Source organism: Lysinibacillus sp. NPDC056185 (assembly GCF_047737915.1).
Taxonomy (GTDB): domain Bacteria; phylum Bacillota; class Bacilli; order Bacillales_A; family Planococcaceae; genus Lysinibacillus.
The window spans coordinates 1-15908 of the sequence record NZ_JBLLLQ010000028.1; the positions used below are offsets into that span (position 1 = coordinate 1).

Genomic DNA, 15908 nt, shown 5'->3' on the forward strand with positions numbered 1-15908 from the left:
CACACCCGTTCCCATACCGAACACGGAAGTTAAGCTCTTTAGCGCCGATGGTAGTTGGGGGCTTCCCCCTGTGAGAGTAGGACGTCGCTAGGCACAAAGCAGCCACTGAGAAATCAGTGGTTTTTTTAATGTTTAAAAATCGGTAATAACGCCCTGAAAAATGTTAGAATTTAATTGATCTAAATGAATAAATAAAAGGGGTGTATTGAAATGGCAACAGGATTATATAGTGAAAATATTCAAATTGAGAAAGCAAAACTACAAGAGTTTATTCATAATAAAGAGCAATGGGCTGTACTAATACCCGGTTATTTACATCATGAATTTCCAAATGAACAAAATATGATTTGGGTATTTAAAGGGGATTTTGGCATTATCCAAAAAGCTGTAAAGGTTGAGCTTAAGTGCAAGGAATCAAACCCTAATCAAGTTATGTTTGATTTAGTAGGCTTATCAGACCCAATAAACGGTGACGGTTATTTTGAAATTACACAAGATCAGGATGGTACATGTCAGTTAGTAGGCAATTTAACAATGAAGGCAAGTGGTTTCTTAGCGGGCATGATGAATCCAATTTTAGAGAAGTTTGTACCGCAATTAGTTGAAAAGCTAGTACAAGGGATGGCGGTAAAAGCTAGTATCTAGTATGTTGTAGAGAAATTAGAGTTAAGTACATTTTAAAATAGTTTTTATTGATAAACGTGTAATATAAAGGATCGTTGCTATTAGGTGCAATGGTCTTTTTATATTTATCAGCAAAAGTAGTAAGAGATGACATGACATTATATTAAAACGTTTACGAGTCGGAACTGAAATCCTTTACGTTATTCGTACTTATTATATGGAATAACTTGACAGATCCCTTTGTGAAGTTTAAATTTGAGTAAACACTCAAAAAAGGTGGTGAAAAGGTTTGGTATCAAAGAAGGATAAAATTTTAGAAGCGTCATTAGAGCTTTTTACTAAAAAGGGCTTTACCGCAACGACTACTAAAGAAATAGCATTAAAGAGCGGAGTAGCAGAGGGGCTTATATTTTATTATTTTAAAGATAAAAATGAACTTCTTAATTATCTTATTCATGAGTTTTCATTTATTGGCTCACTACAAAATGAGATAAAAGAGCTTTCAAAGATGGAGCCATATCCAGCTTTAATTAAATTTGGCCAATTATATGCCAATTTTTTATTAGATCATAAAAACTTTTTAACTTTTATTTGGTCTCCAGAAATAGTACAGAATACAAATGTTAGTAAGGATATTGTGGATTTTATAAATGCAATGGGTGAACAAGTCAGTTCACTTTTGATAAGAGCTTCTTCATGTGCTGTGGAAAAAAAGACGGTAGAAACAGCAGCTTCAATGTTTCTATCAACAATATTAACGCATGTTTTAATTGAAGAAAGAAAAACAGATAAAATGCCAATTGAAAATAATCATTATATTGAAGAGGTAGCTATGTTTATATTAAAAGGGATTCAAAATCCGGGCGCATTTGTTTATCTATAGCGAAAGCAATGCGACAGCGGTAATTATGCCAAGTCGAAATTGATATAAGTTGATTGAAGTGGAGATTAGATGCCCCTAGGAAAGCGCCCAATCGGAACGGAAATCAACCACACGTTATGATGAGAAGCTATTTTTTTTGAGAAATTTTGAGTAATTACTCAATATATTTTAGATAGGAGGAATCATCATGGAACAATGGGTAGGTATTCAAACACTTATTTGGTTATTTCCTATTATGTTTATTCTTCATGATTTTGAAGAAATTATTATGGTTGAAAAGTGGCTAAACAAGAATTCTATCATCTTGTACGAAAGATTGCCGAAAAACATTGCTGATCGGGTTATTAAACAGTTTTCGATGTCGACAGCGCAGTTTGCGGTAGCAGTCATCGTAATATTCATGTTTGTAAGTAGTTCCACTTTTGTGGCAAATCAGTATGTGAATCAAGGGCCATATGGAGATATCTACTTTTTTACTGTTGTTACACTAACCTACTTTCTACATGCGTTCACTCACCTTGCACAGTCTATATTTCTTCGTTCCATTACACCTGGTGCATTCACATCTTTGATAATCGTTATTCCATATAGTTTAATTTTGTATCATTCGTTATTAGTCAATAAAGTCATAACTTGGAACATTATTTTTATTTGCTTACCGTTTTGTCTTTTAGTGATCCCTATTGCATTACTAGCACATTGGATCGGGAAAAAGGTTATATGAATTTCACTTTATTTATCTTCAGCAAATGTTTTTGTAACGTAAGTGTTATAATTAACTAAGAGAATATAACGGAAATGGGTGTTTTGTTTTGCAAAAGAAAAGGCCGATTGTAGAAGGATTAGAGCGCTTTCGACAACAACAAAATATTTCCTTTCATGTCCCAGGGCATAAGCATGGAGAGCTGTCCCATCTTCCTCAGCCCTTTAAAGATGTAATGCGGTATGATGTGACTGAATTATCAGGTCTTGATGACTTACATCACCCAGAGGAAATGATATTAGAGGCAGAAAACTTGTTGGCAGATACATATGGGGCGATGAAAAGTTTCTTTTTAGTAGGCGGATCTACAATTGGAAACTTAGCGATGATTTATGCCACATGTAAAAAAGGGGATACGATTATTGTCCAACGTAATGCACATAAGTCTATATTTCACGCAATTGAGCTTGTTGGAGCAAAACCTGTATTTGTTTCCCCGCTATGGGATGAACGTACATTAACTGCAACACATGTTTCTTATAAAGATTTAAAAGGTGCAGTTGATGATTATCCAGTGGCCCGTGCTGTCGTATTAACGTACCCTACTTATTATGGTATGACATCTAAAGAAATGCAGCAGCAGATCGCGTATTGTCATGAGAAGGGTATTCCTGTTTTAGTGGATGAAGCACATGGTGCCCATTTTAGTGCATGTACTTTATTTCAACCATCAGCATTGACGTTTGGTGCAGATATAGTAGTACAGTCTGCACATAAAACACTACCTGCTATGACAATGGCATCCTTTATGCATGTTAATTCTGATTTAATCGATGTCGACAAAATAAATCACTATTTACGTATGTTACAATCTAGCAGCCCATCCTATCTTTTATTGGCTTCATTAGATGATGCACGTTATTATATACAGACATATTTGGAGAGTGACGGTGCATATATAATAGGAAAAAGAGATCAATGGGTTGAGGCATTACGAGCTATTGGCTCTTTGGAAGTTATTGAGGTAGACGACCCTATAAAATTATTGTTACGTGTTAATGGCTATAGCGGTTTTCAATTACAAGAGGCATTGGAAGCAAAGCATGTATATGCAGAACTAGCAGATGCAAATCAAGTATTGCTTGTGCTACCTTTATTGAAACAGGGACATAACTATCCATTTGCAGAAATACGCGTTCGTATTAAGGATGCTATAACATTGTTAGTAAGTACACCAAAGGCAGAAATAATAACGGCTTCACAAACAGCCTATAATTTTGTAGCTATTACGGAACCAGCCTACACATTTGAGGAAATTGAAAAGGCAGAAAAAGAATGGTTACCGTATATGCGAACAATAGGACGTATCTCTGCTAATATGATTATTCCTTATCCACCAGGCATTCCATTGCTTGTTCCGGGAGAAAAAATAACAGTAGCAAAGCTAAGCCAGCTAGAGGAGTTACTGGCTTGTGGTGCAACGTTCCAAGGAAATCACCGTTTAGAAGAAAAGATGATTGAGATCATTAAATAGTTGGAGGCAATAACAGCATGAATTGCAATTTATTTATTACATTTGAAGGTCCAGAGGGTGCTGGGAAAACAACAGTTATTCAAAAAATAGCCGAGCGACTTGCAGAAGAAAATATTGATGTATTAGCAACGAGAGAACCTGGTGGTATTGAAATTGCTGAGAAAATTAGGAGCATTATTTTAAACCCTGAACATACAGCCATGGATGAGCGTACAGAAGCATTATTATACGCAGCAGCAAGAAGTCAGCATTATTTTGAAAAAGTACGACCTGCGTTGGATGCTGGTAAAACGGTTATTTGCGATCGATTTATCGATTCTTCATTAGCATACCAAGGATATGCGCGTGGTATCGGCGTTGATGAAGTATTATCTATTAACGAGTTTGCAATCGGTAAGATGTTACCCGATATGACAATATTATTTGACCTTGCACCAGAGGTTGGCTTGGCACGGATTCATGCTCATGGAGAGCGAGAAGTAAATCGCTTAGATGTCGAAAGTTTAGCTTTTCATAAGAAAGTTCGGGAAGGATATTTACAGTTAGTAGAGCGTTACCCTGAGCGTATACATGTCGTCAATGCGGATCAAAATATTGAGCGTGTTGTTGAAGATGTATGGTCATTAATATATGAAGCAATACAGTAAATGCATGAAGTTGTCTACCACAATGTGATATAATGGTAACATCAATAATCATTCAGCAATGTTTTCTGCGCGAAAGCAAAGCGACAGCGACAAATGTTTTCTGCGCGAAAGCAAAGCGACAGCGACAAATGTTTTCTGCGCGAAAGCAAAGCGACAGCGACAAATGTTTTCTGCGCGAAAGCAAAGCGACAGCAGCTGAATGCGGATAGATAAAAGGTAACTAAAATTTATTTAGATGAATTTTATCGAAGGGGTGAGTGCGAATGAAGTTAGTCGTAGCTGTAGTGCAAGATCAGGATAGCAGCCGCTTATCGAATGCTTTAACGAAAAATCAGTTTCGTGCAACTAAATTAGCGAGCACAGGAGGATTTTTACGCTCTGGAAATACGACGTTTCTTATTGGGACGGAAGACTCTCTCATACCTAAAGTTTTAGATATTATTCGTGATAATTGTCGAGCACGAGAACAAATGGTTGCCCCTGTTTCGCCATTAGGCGGGAATACAGATTCCTATATACCTTATCCTGTAGAGGTAGAGGTAGGAGGAGCCACAGTTTTTGTATTACCAATTGAACAGTTTCATCATTTTTAAGCACAATATATGTATTTGATAAAGAAAGCAAGTGGGGGCGAAACAGCTTGAAGATCAATCAAGATATACGTGTCGGGTTAAATACTAATCGTAAAGAGCCACTGCATAACAATAACCTAAATAACCGATTTGGAGATATGGTCGTCAAGCAAGGAACCAAATTACAGACTGAACAGCTTACACGATTGCTAGGGGATATTTCTACAGCAGGTGATCGTGTTGCAAGATCACGTAATTTACGAGAACTTGCTCGTTTTAAAATGCTTGTTAAACGATTCCTACAAGAAACGGTAGAGCATGGTATGGATTTAAAGCAATCCCATACTTGGAATCGTTTTGGTGAAGGAAGACGCTTGAAAATAATTGAAACTATTGATACGCGTCTTGTAGAGCTTGCGCAAGATATTTTAGATGAAGAAAAGGAAGCAATTGACCTTCTTGATAAAATCGGTGAGATTAAAGGCTTATTAATTAATTTGTATATGTAAAACCCGTGTCTCGTTCTCTTGTAGGCGCGGGCTTTTTTCAAATCTATTCAGCAGCCAAATTTATTTGTTGAATGACATAAAACTAATCTATCTGCTCTAAAGCCGCAGATATTTCTGTACTAAAATTGGTTCATCACCAAAATTTATGGATGACTTTTGTTAAAACGTCTACTATGTAAATAAGTTGATTGGAGTGGAGGCTGGGCGACTCCTTGGGGATTAGCGATAGAGGAACGAAGGCTAAAACCATCACATCCTGTGATAACGCCTTCGTGACTAACATCGTGTAGGCCCGAGACCCTGGAGCGAGCACATAGGGGAACGAAGGCTAAAAGCATCACGTTCTGTGATAACACCTTCGTGACCAACATCCTGTTGCCCCAAGCGGCTCATCGGACGCCCCCAGGAAGCTCTGCTCTGCGCGAAAGCGAAGCGTCAGCAACAACAAAGCGCCCAGCCGGAACGGAAATCAACCACACGTTTTGGTGATGATCCATAAAATTGAGCAATAGGAAACAATTATGCTATGAGCGTAATTGATATAGGAAGGAATTTAAATTTATGGCCAAGAATGTTGAAGAGCTATTCACACTGCAACCAGTCGTAATGAAGCAGCTTCAAACGATTTTTGACAAAAATAGATTAGCACATGCATACATTTTTGATGGCGAAAAAGGGACAGGCAAAGTAGATATTATGCAGTTTTTTGTCAAATTAATGCTATGTGAGCAACCAAGTCAAAATGTTCCATGTGAAACATGTCGAAATTGCAGACGTGTTGTTTCGGGTAATCATCCAAATATTCATCAAATTTATCCAGAAGGTCAATTTATAAAAATTGATCAAATACGTGATTTAATTGCAGAAATGAAGATGATGGGTGTTGAAGAGGGACGTAAGATTTATGTACTTCATCATGCAGATCGTCTCAATATTGCATCTGCAAACATGATACTTAAATTTTTAGAGGAACCAGAGGGTGAAGTAACTGCAATTTTGTTAACGGAGCAAATGCAGTCAATTTTACCAACGATTCGTTCTCGCTGCCAGCATGTTAAATTCCAAAAAATGCCCCGACACTTATTATTAAAGCATTTGCAAGATAGCAACATTTCTTACTCGATGGCTTCTACAGTGAGCATGCTGACGAACGAGCTCGAAACAGCTATGATTTTAGCAAATGATGAGCAGTTTGCACATGCTCGAAAAACAGTGTTAAAATTAGTAGAGGCAATTCGTCAGAATGTACATGAGGCAATGCTTGTTGTACATGAAGAATGGTTGCCACTGTTTAAAGAAAAAGGCGAGATGGAGCAGGCATTAGATTTACTACTATTTGCTTACCGTGATATAGTGTCAATAAAAGCTAATCCCGAAGTAGCTTGTACTTACCCAGACATGTTACAAACATTTAAAGAAGCTGCGCTACATTCGACTTATGAACGTCTATCTAGTCAAATGGAGTCTATTTTACAGGCACGTTCATCTTTACAGCGTAACATGAATAGGACGTTAATGATGGAGCAGTTAATGCTAAATCTGCAGGAGGGATATACATTTGTATAATGTAGTGGGAGTCCGTTTTAAAAAAGCGGGTAAAATATATTACTTTGATCCAGCATCATATCTACTCGAGGACAGCCAATATGTCATTGTAGAGACAGCTCGCGGTGTAGAATATGGTAAAGTAGTTGTCCCCCAAAAGGTTGTTGGGGATAATGATGTTGTATTACCACTTAAACAAGTTCTACGACCAGCGGATGAACGTGATCGTATCCAAGTAGAGGAAAATGCAGCCGAATCAAAGCATGCATTTGAACTAGCAAGCGCAAAAATCATTGAGCATAATTTAGAAATGAAGCTCGTTGATGTTGAATATACATTTGATCGTAATAAAATCATCTTTTATTTTACGGCTGAAGGACGCGTTGATTTCAGAGATCTTGTAAAAGATTTAGCTTCGGTTTTCAGAACACGTATCGAACTTCGTCAAATTGGTGTTCGTGATGAGGCGAAGTTGTTAGGTGGCATTGGTCCGTGTGGCCGAATGCTTTGCTGCTCAACGTTTTTAGGAGATTTTGAGCCGGTTTCTATTAAAATGGCTAAAGATCAAAACTTATCTTTAAATCCATCCAAAATTTCAGGTCTTTGCGGTCGTTTAATGTGCTGCTTGAAGTATGAAAATGATGAATATGAGGAAGCAAAAGAGGGTATGCCAGACGTTGGTGATATGACGATGACACCAGATGGCCGCGGTAAAGTTGTAGGTTTAAATGTACTGGAAAGACTCATTCAAGTATATTTACAAGAGCAGGAGCGCACAGTCGAGTATACATTAGAAGAACTGCTAGCATGCGAAAAAAATCTTATTTAAGATAGAGAATTGGACGAGGTGGCTTGGGTGAAGGACCGTAATTTCTTAGATACCGTTATGGAGTTCGAACAACAGCTCGAAGCAATGCAGGAGCAATTTAGTGCATTGAAACAATTTGTAGCGTTAATGATGGAGGAGCATAAAGCACTCGAAACAGAAAATCATCACCTTCGTACACGTCTAGAAGAACTACTTTCTAATGAAAACTCTGTACAGGCTTCTGATGTGAAGAAAGAGAATCCGTTAGATATTGGCGAAGGTTATGATAACCTAGCACGTTTATACCAAGAAGGCTTCCATGTTTGTCATGTTCATTTCGGAAGTTCCCGTAAAGGTGAAGACTGTCTGTTTTGTCTATCATTTTTAAATAAACAAAATGTGTAATAGAAGGCTGATTCCCACTATAGTGGTGTCAGTCTTTTGTTTTGTATAGTAGGAGGAAGAAACATGGAAAATTGGTTGAAGGGTGATGAACGATTAGACTATTTATTAGCTGAGAATTTACGTATTATTCAAAGTCCCTCGGTCTTTTCGTTTTCATTGGATGCAGTGCTACTTTCAAAATTTATCAATGTCCCATATCATAAAGGGAAAATTGTTGATTTGTGCTCAGGTAATGGTGTAATTCCACTTTTTCTAAGCGCCAGAACAAAGGGACATATTACAGGAGTAGAAATTCAACCACGTTTATTTGATATGGCTGAGCGAAGTATCCGTTACAATAAGTTAGAAGAACAAATTCATATGGTTCTTGGTGATGTGAAGGAAATTCCTAAGGAGCTTGGTATTGAAAAATATGATGTTGTAACCTGTAATCCACCATATTTTTTAGCACATGAAGCTAGTGATAAAAATTTAAGTGAGCATTACGCTATTGCACGTCATGAACTATATTTAACCCTAGAGGAAGCAATACAATCAGCAAGTAAATTATTAAAGCAAGGCGGAAAGGCAGCTTTTGTTCATCGTCCTGGTCGATTACTAGATATTGTTACGGCAATGCGTGCAAATCGCTTAGAGCCTAAACGTATGCAATTTATTTATCCGAAAGAAGGTAAGGAGGCCAATACACTATTAATAGAAGGAATTAAAGATGGTAAGCCTGATCTGAAAATATTACCGCCCCTGTATGTTTATAATTCGGATAATGAATATACAGCAGAAGTGAGAGAAATCCTTTATGGAAAAGAGCAATAGCCATTATTTTTATGTGTTAGAGTGTGCCGATCAATCCTTTTACGCTGGCTACACGAATAATGTAGACAGGCGTGTCGATGTGCATAATGCTGGTAAGGGAGCAAAATATACGAGAGCGCGAGGTCCAGTGGAATGTATTTATGTAGAGGAATTCGATACAAAACAAGAAGCGATGCGCGCAGAATACGCTTTTAAACAGCTAACACGAAAGCAAAAAATGAAATATATAGGGAGGGATGACGCATGAAATCTCAGAAAAGTACAATGCACGGTCATACAGGTTGTTTATATTTAGTGGCAACGCCTATTGGTAACCTAGAGGATATGAGTGTACGTGCGTTACGTATTTTAAAGGAAGCAGATATTATTGCTGCCGAGGATACACGTAATACAAAGAAGCTATGCAACTACTTTGATATAGAAACACCACTGATAAGCTATCATGAGCATAATTTAGAGGTGGGGGGAGAAAAGCTATTAGCCTTCTTACGTGAAGGAAAAACAGTCGCATTAGTTAGCGATGCTGGTCTACCTTGTATTTCCGATCCAGGTGCAGATATAGTCGAAAAAGCTATCGATCAAGACTTTCCAGTTGTGCCGGTGCCAGGTCCCAATGCTGCAATATCAGCATTAATCGCTTCTGGATTAACACCGCAGCCATTTTTCTTTTATGGATTTTTAAATAGAGGAAAAAAGGACCGTCGACAGCAATTAGAGCAACTAAAAAAACGTCAGGAAACTATTTTGTTTTATGAGGCTCCTCATCGTTTAAAGGACACTTTAAAAGATATGGAATCTATTCTTGGTAATCGTCGAATCGTATTAGCTCGTGAGTTAACTAAAAAATTCGAAGAGTTTTTACGTGGTACGTTGGCTGAAGCAGTGGAATGGTCACAAACGGAGGAAATTCGAGGGGAATTTTGTATTGTCCTTGAAGGTAATGAGAATGCCGAGGAAGAAATTAACGAAGATGCTTATTGGATGACAATGTCTGTCGTTGAACATGTCGATTATATTATTAATGATACAGGCGTTACATCAAAAGAAGCTATAAAGGAAGTAGCAAAACTACGTCAAGTAGCTAAGCGAGAAGTCTATAATGAATACCATAGTTAATGGAAAGAAAGAGGTTGCCTAAATAAGGCGACCTCTTTCTTTGTATATCTAATCAAATAGATGACTCATCACAATAACGTGAGGTTGATTTACGTTCCGGCTGAGCGCTCTATTGCTGATCCCCAAGGAATCGCCCAGCCTCCACTCCAATCAACTTAACTTCATAGTTTTACAAATGTCACGCCTAACCTTTAGTGAGGAGCATATAAATCAAATAAATTGATAATAATTGTAAAAAATAGTATCCTTAATCATAAAAGGTCTGACATGGACATTATAAGGGACTCGAAAATTGGGTATATTATATTTATCTTCTATTAAATGAAGATAACGCCTCCAGATGCATCAAGCCAAGGCGAAATTGATAAAAAAAAACCTAAATCACTGTGTTGATTTAGGTGTGTATATCAAATTATTTTTTTAAGTTAGATTGGATTTCTTTCACTAACATTTCTGCGCCTTCAGGGCTTAAAATTAATTTGCCTCCAACTAGACGGAAGTTATCATCAGAAACTTCACCAGTTACAGCACATGTCATGTTTGGCATATATTTTTTTAAGATGATTTTGTCATCATCCACATAGATTTCTAAAGCGTCTTTTTCTGCAATACCTAGTGTACGGCGAAGTTCGATTGGAATTACTACACGTCCTAATTCATCGACTTTACGAACGATTCCTGTTGATTTCATAATTATTTTTCCTCCTAATGTAAAAAAGTTATATTGGTATTTCGTCAAATTTCGACATAATTTCCTTGTCTGATAGTTATCATACCAAGTAATGCCATAAACGTCAATTAATTAATACACTAATATTATTGTTTTGAAAAAATTTTTTGAGGAGAAAACAGATATTTTGCTTATTTTAAAAGGTTTTTATTATATATTTTAATTTATAGTAAAAAAGCTTCTCATTTAAGACATTAAATGGATTGGTTCTATCATTCGACATTTTTCGCGCGCGATGAACTATCAATCAATTATACCTCGGCATAATTGCGTTCGGAATTGGCTTTGTGCCAGGCCTGCAGATGTTTTTTGTGCGAAAGCGTAGTGCTACCGCAGCGGCAGCAACTTGTTTTTGTCTGTGCGAAAGCGAAGCGTCAGCAACAGCACCGACGCTGATCACTCAGGCGTTTTCACAGGATGTAAAGGTCTTAGCCTGAGTTCCTCTATTTCAGCGGGTGTTTGGACACCCGCTGAAAGAAGTTGAAACGAATTTCGTACTTAGTTAGAATAGATAGTATACTGTGAAACAATGGAGGCAGTTCTTGTGAGCGAACAAAACAAAACATTCTATATAACAACCCCTATTTATTACCCAAGTGGGAAATTCCATATCGGTACAGCGTATACAACTGTAGCATCAGATACAATTGCACGTTATAAACGTTTACGTGGTTATGATGTACGTTTCTTAACGGGAATGGATGAGCATGGGCAAAAGATTCAAGAAAAAGCTGCAGAAGCGGGCAAACATCCTCAAGAATACGTGAATGAAATTGCAGATGCTGCGAAAAAGCTTTGGGCATTGATGGACATTTCATACGATGACTTTATTCAAACGACGCAAGAGCGTCATACGAAAACTGTCGAAAAGATTTTCCAAAAGTTTTTAGATAATGGTGATATTTATAAAGGTGAGTATGAAGGTTCGTACTGTACACCATGTGAATCTTTCTTTACTGAGACACAATTAGTAGAGGGTAACTGTCCAGACTGTGGTCGTCCAGTACACAAAGTTAAAGAGGAATCTTACTTCTTTAATATGAAGAAATACGCAGATCGTCTTTTAGCTTATTATGAAGAAAACCTTGAATTTATTGAGCCTGAATCTCGAAAAAATGAAATGATTAATAACTTCATTAAACCAGGGCTAGAAGATTTATCTGTTTCAAGAACTTCATTTGATTGGGGCATTAAAGTTCCAGGAGACCCTAAACATGTAATTTATGTATGGGTAGATGCCTTAACTAACTATATAACGTCATTAGGATATCTTTCGGAGGATGAAACATTATTCAATAAATATTGGCCGGCAGATGTACATGTAGTTGGTAAAGATATCGTTCGATTCCATACTATTTATTGGCCAATTTTCTTAATGGCACTAGATTTACCACTTCCTAAAAAAGTATTTGCCCATGGTTTTATAATGATGAAAGACGGTAAGATGTCTAAATCAAAGGGCAATGTTATTTATCCTGAAATGTTAATAGAACGTTATGGTTTAGATGCGACACGATATTTCCTATTGCGCGAGTTACCATTCGGATCTGATGGTGTATTTTCGCCAGAATCATTTGTTGAACGTACAAACTTCGACTTAGCAAACGATTTAGGCAATTTATTGAATCGTACTATTTCAATGATTAATAAATATTTCGACGGCATTATTCCAACTGAAAATCTTCAGTCGACAGAATTTGATGCGGCTTTAAAAGAGCAGGCTAAATCGGTACGTATTAAATATGAAGAAAGTATGGAAAAAATGCAATTTAGTGTCGTATTAGCAGACGTATGGACACTTGTTTCAAGAACGAATAAATATATAGATGAAACTCAACCGTGGGTGCTAGCAAAAGAGGAATCAGATAAGCCAAAATTAGGAGCTGTTATGCGAAATTTGGCGGAGAGTTTACACCAAATTGCTGTCATGTTACAACCATTTATGACATCTACTCCCAAACGAATTATTGAACAATTAGGCTTGGATGACAAATTCTTAGCATGGGAAACAATTGAAACATTCGGCAATACTATTCCAGCAAACATTAAAGTGGTAGAAAAAGGGATTCCCATTTTCCCTCGTTTAGAGAGTGAAGTTGAAATTGCGTATATTCGTGAAGAAATGCGTGGTTCAGTGAAAACTCCACAAGTGGAAGAAACAAAAAACGAGCAAAAAGCTGCAGAGGTTCCAGAAATTCCTGAAATTACTATTGATGATTTTATGAAAGTTGATTTACGTGTAGCTACTGTAACAGCGTGTGAAACTATTCCAAAGGCAGACAAATTATTAAAGCTTCAAGTGGATCTTGGATATGAGCAACGACAAGTAGTTTCAGGTATTGCAAAGTTTTATTCTCCAGATGAATTAATTGGTCAAAAAGTGATTGTAGTCTCTAACTTAAAGCCAGTTAAATTACGTGGTGAATTATCACAAGGAATGATTCTAGCTGGTGAAAAAGATGGGATTTTAAAATTAGCATCGGTTGATCCGAAGCTAGAGAACGGCGCAAAAGTAAAGTAATAAATTTTAGGAAGGCCTGCTGAATGTAAAAAGTTCAGCAGGCTTTTAAAATCCGTCTTGAAAATGAGTGTTTTATTATCTTGAAATAATTTATACACATTATTCATTGAGGTTTTTTAGGTATATAGTAACAAAAGCGGTGTCTGAGGTTATGAGTAATGTTATAATACTAAATTGTTTGTAACAAAATTGTAACACTGATGAAAAATATGAAATAATAATTTCTAATAAAATCTATGTTAGGAGAATGACGATGTTTATTGATACACATGTACACTTAAATGCAGATCAGTATGAAGAAGACTTACAAGAGGTTATAGATAGAGCTCTTGAAGCCAAAGTAGAAACAATGGTTGTTGTTGGTTTCGACCGCAAAACTATAGAAAAAACAATGCAACTGGTTGAACAGTATGATTTTGTTTATGGTGTCATTGGTTGGCACCCTGTCGATGCCATTGATTGTACAGAAGAGGATTTAAATTGGATTGAGAAATTAGCAGCACATCCAAAAATAGTAGGTATTGGTGAAACCGGGTTGGACTATTATTGGGATAAATCCCCGAAAGATGTTCAACAAGCACTTTTTCGCAAGCAAATTCATTTAGCGCAAAAGCTGAATTTACCAATCATTATTCATAACAGGGATGCTACTGGAGATGTTGTACAAATTTTACGTGAAGAAAACGCTGCTTCCGTGGGAGGCGTTATGCATTGTTATAGTGGCAGTGTGGAAACCGCACAAGAATGTATTGCTATGAATTTTATGATTAGTCTTGGTGGGCCGGTGACATTTAAAAATGCACGAATGCCGAAAGAAGTGGCGACAGAAATACCTTTAGAACATTTGATGATTGAAACTGATGCACCGTATTTAGCACCTCATCCATATCGAGGAAAACGTAATGAGCCAGCTTTAGTGCCATTAGTTGCAGAAGAAATTGCCCGTTTAAAAGGATTAACGATTGAGGAAATTGCACAAGTAACGACAGCCAATGCGAAAAAATTTTTTAGGATTGACAATTAACTAGCTGAGATGCCTCCAATACTGGGTTTGTGGTTGGCTAAAAAGGGAATGTCAATTTTCTTTGAAATACATTCGGGTTGACAGTGCCAAATCTAGTACGTATAATCCAACTTTGTATTAAGGAGGCGTTTTTTCATGTCAAATAATTCCATGAAAAACTTGTTCTTAGGATCATTGAGGAGTAAGCAAACAGTGATAAGCATTATTTCACTTGTCCTGTTTGTATCTGTAATTTCATTTGTACTTTATCAAGGTACTAAAAAGTCCGTAACGCTTGATTCGAACGGAGAAACAATCGAAGTAACAACACATGCCAAAACTGTAGAACAATTATTACAAGATCAAAATATAGACGTAGCAGAGCATGACAAAATATCACCCTCTCTGAACACCAAAATTGTTAATGGATTAGCAATTTCATGGGAACAGGCAAAAGAAGTAACTATTTCAGTTGATGGAAATCAGTCAAAAGTTTGGACAACTGAAACACAAGTGAAAGACATTTTGAAAGAAGCAAATATTGAAGTATCAGAGCATGACTCATTAGTACAAGGTCTAGATACAGAAGTAGGAGCAGACAACAAGATCGATATTCAAAAGGCGTTTCAAGTATCGCTTGTCGATGGCGTAAACGAGAGACAAGTATGGTCCACTTCGACTACGGTCGCTAACTTTTTAAAACAACAAGGAATTCAACTAAATGAATTCGATCGTGTCGAGAATAACCTGAAGGACGTAATCACTCCGCAGAGTAAAATCACAGTAGTTCGCGTAGAAAAGGTTATCGATGTAGTGGAAGAATCTTTAGATTTCGCAATTGAAAAGAAGCAGGATGCTTCATTACAAAAAGGAAAACAAAAAGTTGTAACAGCAGGCCAAAAAGGATTAATGACTAAAACGTATGAAGTTGTGAAAGAGAATGGCCAAGTTGTAGCTAAAAATTTACAATCAGAGAAAGTTGTAAAAGAATCGCAAAAGCAAGTGGTTGCAGTAGGTACTAAGACTGTAGTGGCTAGCGCAGCGACTGTATCACGTGGTTCATCAGAGCCAGCTAGTGGTAAAGAATTTTATGTAACGGCAACCGCTTATACACCTAATTGTAGCGGCTGCTCGGGGATATCTGCCACTGGGATTAATTTGCAATCAGGATCTGGGTTGAAAGTAATAGCTGTAGACCCTTCTGTTATTAAGCTCGGTTCAAAAGTTTGGGTTGAGGGCTATGGAACAGCTATTGCAGGAGATACTGGTGGTGCAATTAAGGGTAATCGGATCGACATACTTGTACAATCTGAATCCCAAGCTAGTAATTGGGGAGTAAGGAAAGTGCGTATAAAAGTATTAAATTAAAAAAATTGTAAAATTAATCAAAATGTTTTTCACTATTATTAGCTTTCCTGTTTTGACTGGCGGGAAAGCTTTTTTATTTTTTTCAGTAATTTGTTCTAGAGAATCAACAATAGCAAAATCAAGGCTG

At 37.0% G+C, this 15908-nt stretch carries 17 protein-coding genes and 1 rRNA gene; 17 read left to right on the forward strand and 1 reads right to left on the reverse strand.

The window, feature by feature from the left end; genetic code table 11:
- The 14 genes from rrf to rsmI all read left to right on the forward strand — a co-directional run.
- Positions 1–93, forward strand: a 5S ribosomal RNA gene (gene rrf / locus ACMZ42_RS21280); the annotation flags it as partial.
- A 117-nt stretch (positions 94–210) separates the two neighbouring features.
- A complete protein-coding gene (locus tag ACMZ42_RS21285) occupies positions 211–645 on the forward strand; it encodes an SRPBCC domain-containing protein (RefSeq protein WP_415732725.1) in 435 nt (144 codons plus the stop codon).
- A 268-nt stretch (positions 646–913) separates the two neighbouring features.
- A complete protein-coding gene (locus ACMZ42_RS21290; protein WP_370081851.1) occupies positions 914–1507 on the forward strand; it encodes a TetR/AcrR family transcriptional regulator in 594 nt (197 codons plus the stop codon).
- 187 nt (positions 1508–1694) lie between these two features.
- Positions 1695–2231: an HXXEE domain-containing protein gene (locus ACMZ42_RS21295; RefSeq protein WP_370081853.1), complete on the forward strand. Its 537-nt coding sequence runs from the start codon at positions 1695–1697 to the stop codon at positions 2229–2231.
- Positions 2232–2319: 88 nt separating this feature from the next.
- Positions 2320–3744: an aminotransferase class I/II-fold pyridoxal phosphate-dependent enzyme gene (locus tag ACMZ42_RS21300; protein WP_415732726.1), complete on the forward strand. Its 1425-nt coding sequence runs from the start codon at positions 2320–2322 to the stop codon at positions 3742–3744.
- Positions 3745–3761: 17 nt separating this feature from the next.
- Positions 3762–4391, forward strand: coding sequence for a dTMP kinase (gene tmk / locus ACMZ42_RS21305; protein ID WP_415732727.1), 630 nt, complete (start codon positions 3762–3764; stop codon positions 4389–4391).
- Between the two features lie 263 nt (positions 4392–4654).
- Positions 4655–4984, forward strand: coding sequence for a cyclic-di-AMP receptor (locus tag ACMZ42_RS21310; protein ID WP_049667342.1), 330 nt, complete (start codon positions 4655–4657; stop codon positions 4982–4984).
- Between the two features lie 47 nt (positions 4985–5031).
- Positions 5032–5472, forward strand: a complete 441-nt coding sequence (locus ACMZ42_RS21315; protein WP_370081859.1) for a YaaR family protein — start codon at positions 5032–5034, stop codon at positions 5470–5472.
- Positions 5473–6033: 561 nt separating this feature from the next.
- Positions 6034–7038 carry a DNA polymerase III subunit delta' gene (gene holB / locus ACMZ42_RS21320; RefSeq protein ID WP_370081863.1) on the forward strand — a complete coding sequence of 335 codons (1005 nt, stop codon included), beginning with the start codon at positions 6034–6036 and terminating at the stop codon, positions 7036–7038.
- Positions 7031–7846: a stage 0 sporulation family protein gene (locus ACMZ42_RS21325; RefSeq protein WP_132364280.1), complete on the forward strand. Its 816-nt coding sequence runs from the start codon at positions 7031–7033 to the stop codon at positions 7844–7846. Before holB ends, ACMZ42_RS21325 begins: the two co-directional genes overlap by 8 nt.
- 27 nt (positions 7847–7873) lie before the next feature.
- Positions 7874–8230, forward strand: a complete 357-nt coding sequence (gene yabA, locus ACMZ42_RS21330; protein ID WP_370081865.1) for a DNA replication initiation control protein YabA — start codon at positions 7874–7876, stop codon at positions 8228–8230.
- A 63-nt stretch (positions 8231–8293) separates the two neighbouring features.
- Entirely contained in the window at positions 8294–9043 is a 750-nt protein-coding gene (locus tag ACMZ42_RS21335) for a tRNA1(Val) (adenine(37)-N6)-methyltransferase (RefSeq protein WP_370081867.1), read from the forward strand.
- Positions 9027–9290, forward strand: coding sequence for a GIY-YIG nuclease family protein (locus tag ACMZ42_RS21340; protein WP_142510476.1), 264 nt, complete (start codon positions 9027–9029; stop codon positions 9288–9290). Before ACMZ42_RS21335 ends, ACMZ42_RS21340 begins: the two co-directional genes overlap by 17 nt.
- The gene (gene rsmI / locus ACMZ42_RS21345; RefSeq protein WP_370081869.1) at positions 9287–10159 is read left to right on the forward strand and encodes a 16S rRNA (cytidine(1402)-2'-O)-methyltransferase; all 873 of its coding nucleotides are present in this window, start codon (positions 9287–9289) and stop codon (positions 10157–10159) included. Before ACMZ42_RS21340 ends, rsmI begins: the two co-directional genes overlap by 4 nt.
- Positions 10160–10571: 412 nt before the next feature.
- On the opposite strand, the gene ACMZ42_RS21350 is transcribed toward rsmI, so the two are convergent.
- Complete coding sequence (locus ACMZ42_RS21350) at positions 10572–10850, reverse strand: AbrB/MazE/SpoVT family DNA-binding domain-containing protein (protein WP_004229214.1); 279 nt, start codon at positions 10848–10850, stop codon at positions 10572–10574.
- 583 nt (positions 10851–11433) lie between these two features.
- On the opposite strand from ACMZ42_RS21350, the gene metG reads away from it, so the two are divergent.
- The 3 genes from metG to ACMZ42_RS21365 all read left to right on the forward strand — a co-directional run bounded on the left by metG (position 11434) and on the right by ACMZ42_RS21365 (position 15781).
- A complete protein-coding gene (gene metG / locus ACMZ42_RS21355; RefSeq protein ID WP_370081873.1) occupies positions 11434–13410 on the forward strand; it encodes a methionine--tRNA ligase in 1977 nt (658 codons plus the stop codon).
- Positions 13411–13663: 253 nt separating this feature from the next.
- Entirely contained in the window at positions 13664–14434 is a 771-nt protein-coding gene (locus tag ACMZ42_RS21360) for a TatD family hydrolase (RefSeq protein WP_370081875.1), read from the forward strand.
- A gap of 135 nt (positions 14435–14569) precedes the next feature.
- Positions 14570–15781, forward strand: a complete 1212-nt coding sequence (locus tag ACMZ42_RS21365) for a ubiquitin-like domain-containing protein (protein WP_415732728.1) — start codon at positions 14570–14572, stop codon at positions 15779–15781.
- Positions 15782–15908: the final 127 nt, after the last annotated feature.

Coding starts and splice junctions, on each gene's coding strand:
- ACMZ42_RS21335 (WP_370081867.1), top strand. CDS start 8,294: ATGGAAAATTGGTTGAAGGGTGATGAACGATTAGACTATTTATTAGCT.
- ACMZ42_RS21350 (WP_004229214.1), bottom strand. CDS start 10,850: ATGAAATCAACAGGAATCGTTCGTAAAGTCGATGAATTAGGACGTGTA.
- ACMZ42_RS21310 (WP_049667342.1), top strand. CDS start 4,655: ATGAAGTTAGTCGTAGCTGTAGTGCAAGATCAGGATAGCAGCCGCTTA.
- ACMZ42_RS21295 (WP_370081853.1), top strand. CDS start 1,695: ATGGAACAATGGGTAGGTATTCAAACACTTATTTGGTTATTTCCTATT.
- rsmI (WP_370081869.1), top strand. CDS start 9,287: ATGAAATCTCAGAAAAGTACAATGCACGGTCATACAGGTTGTTTATAT.
- ACMZ42_RS21285 (WP_415732725.1), top strand. CDS start 211: ATGGCAACAGGATTATATAGTGAAAATATTCAAATTGAGAAAGCAAAA.
- tmk (WP_415732727.1), top strand. CDS start 3,762: ATGAATTGCAATTTATTTATTACATTTGAAGGTCCAGAGGGTGCTGGG.
- ACMZ42_RS21360 (WP_370081875.1), top strand. CDS start 13,664: ATGTTTATTGATACACATGTACACTTAAATGCAGATCAGTATGAAGAA.
- ACMZ42_RS21365 (WP_415732728.1), top strand. CDS start 14,570: ATGTCAAATAATTCCATGAAAAACTTGTTCTTAGGATCATTGAGGAGT.
- holB (WP_370081863.1), top strand. CDS start 6,034: ATGGCCAAGAATGTTGAAGAGCTATTCACACTGCAACCAGTCGTAATG.
- ACMZ42_RS21340 (WP_142510476.1), top strand. CDS start 9,027: ATGGAAAAGAGCAATAGCCATTATTTTTATGTGTTAGAGTGTGCCGAT.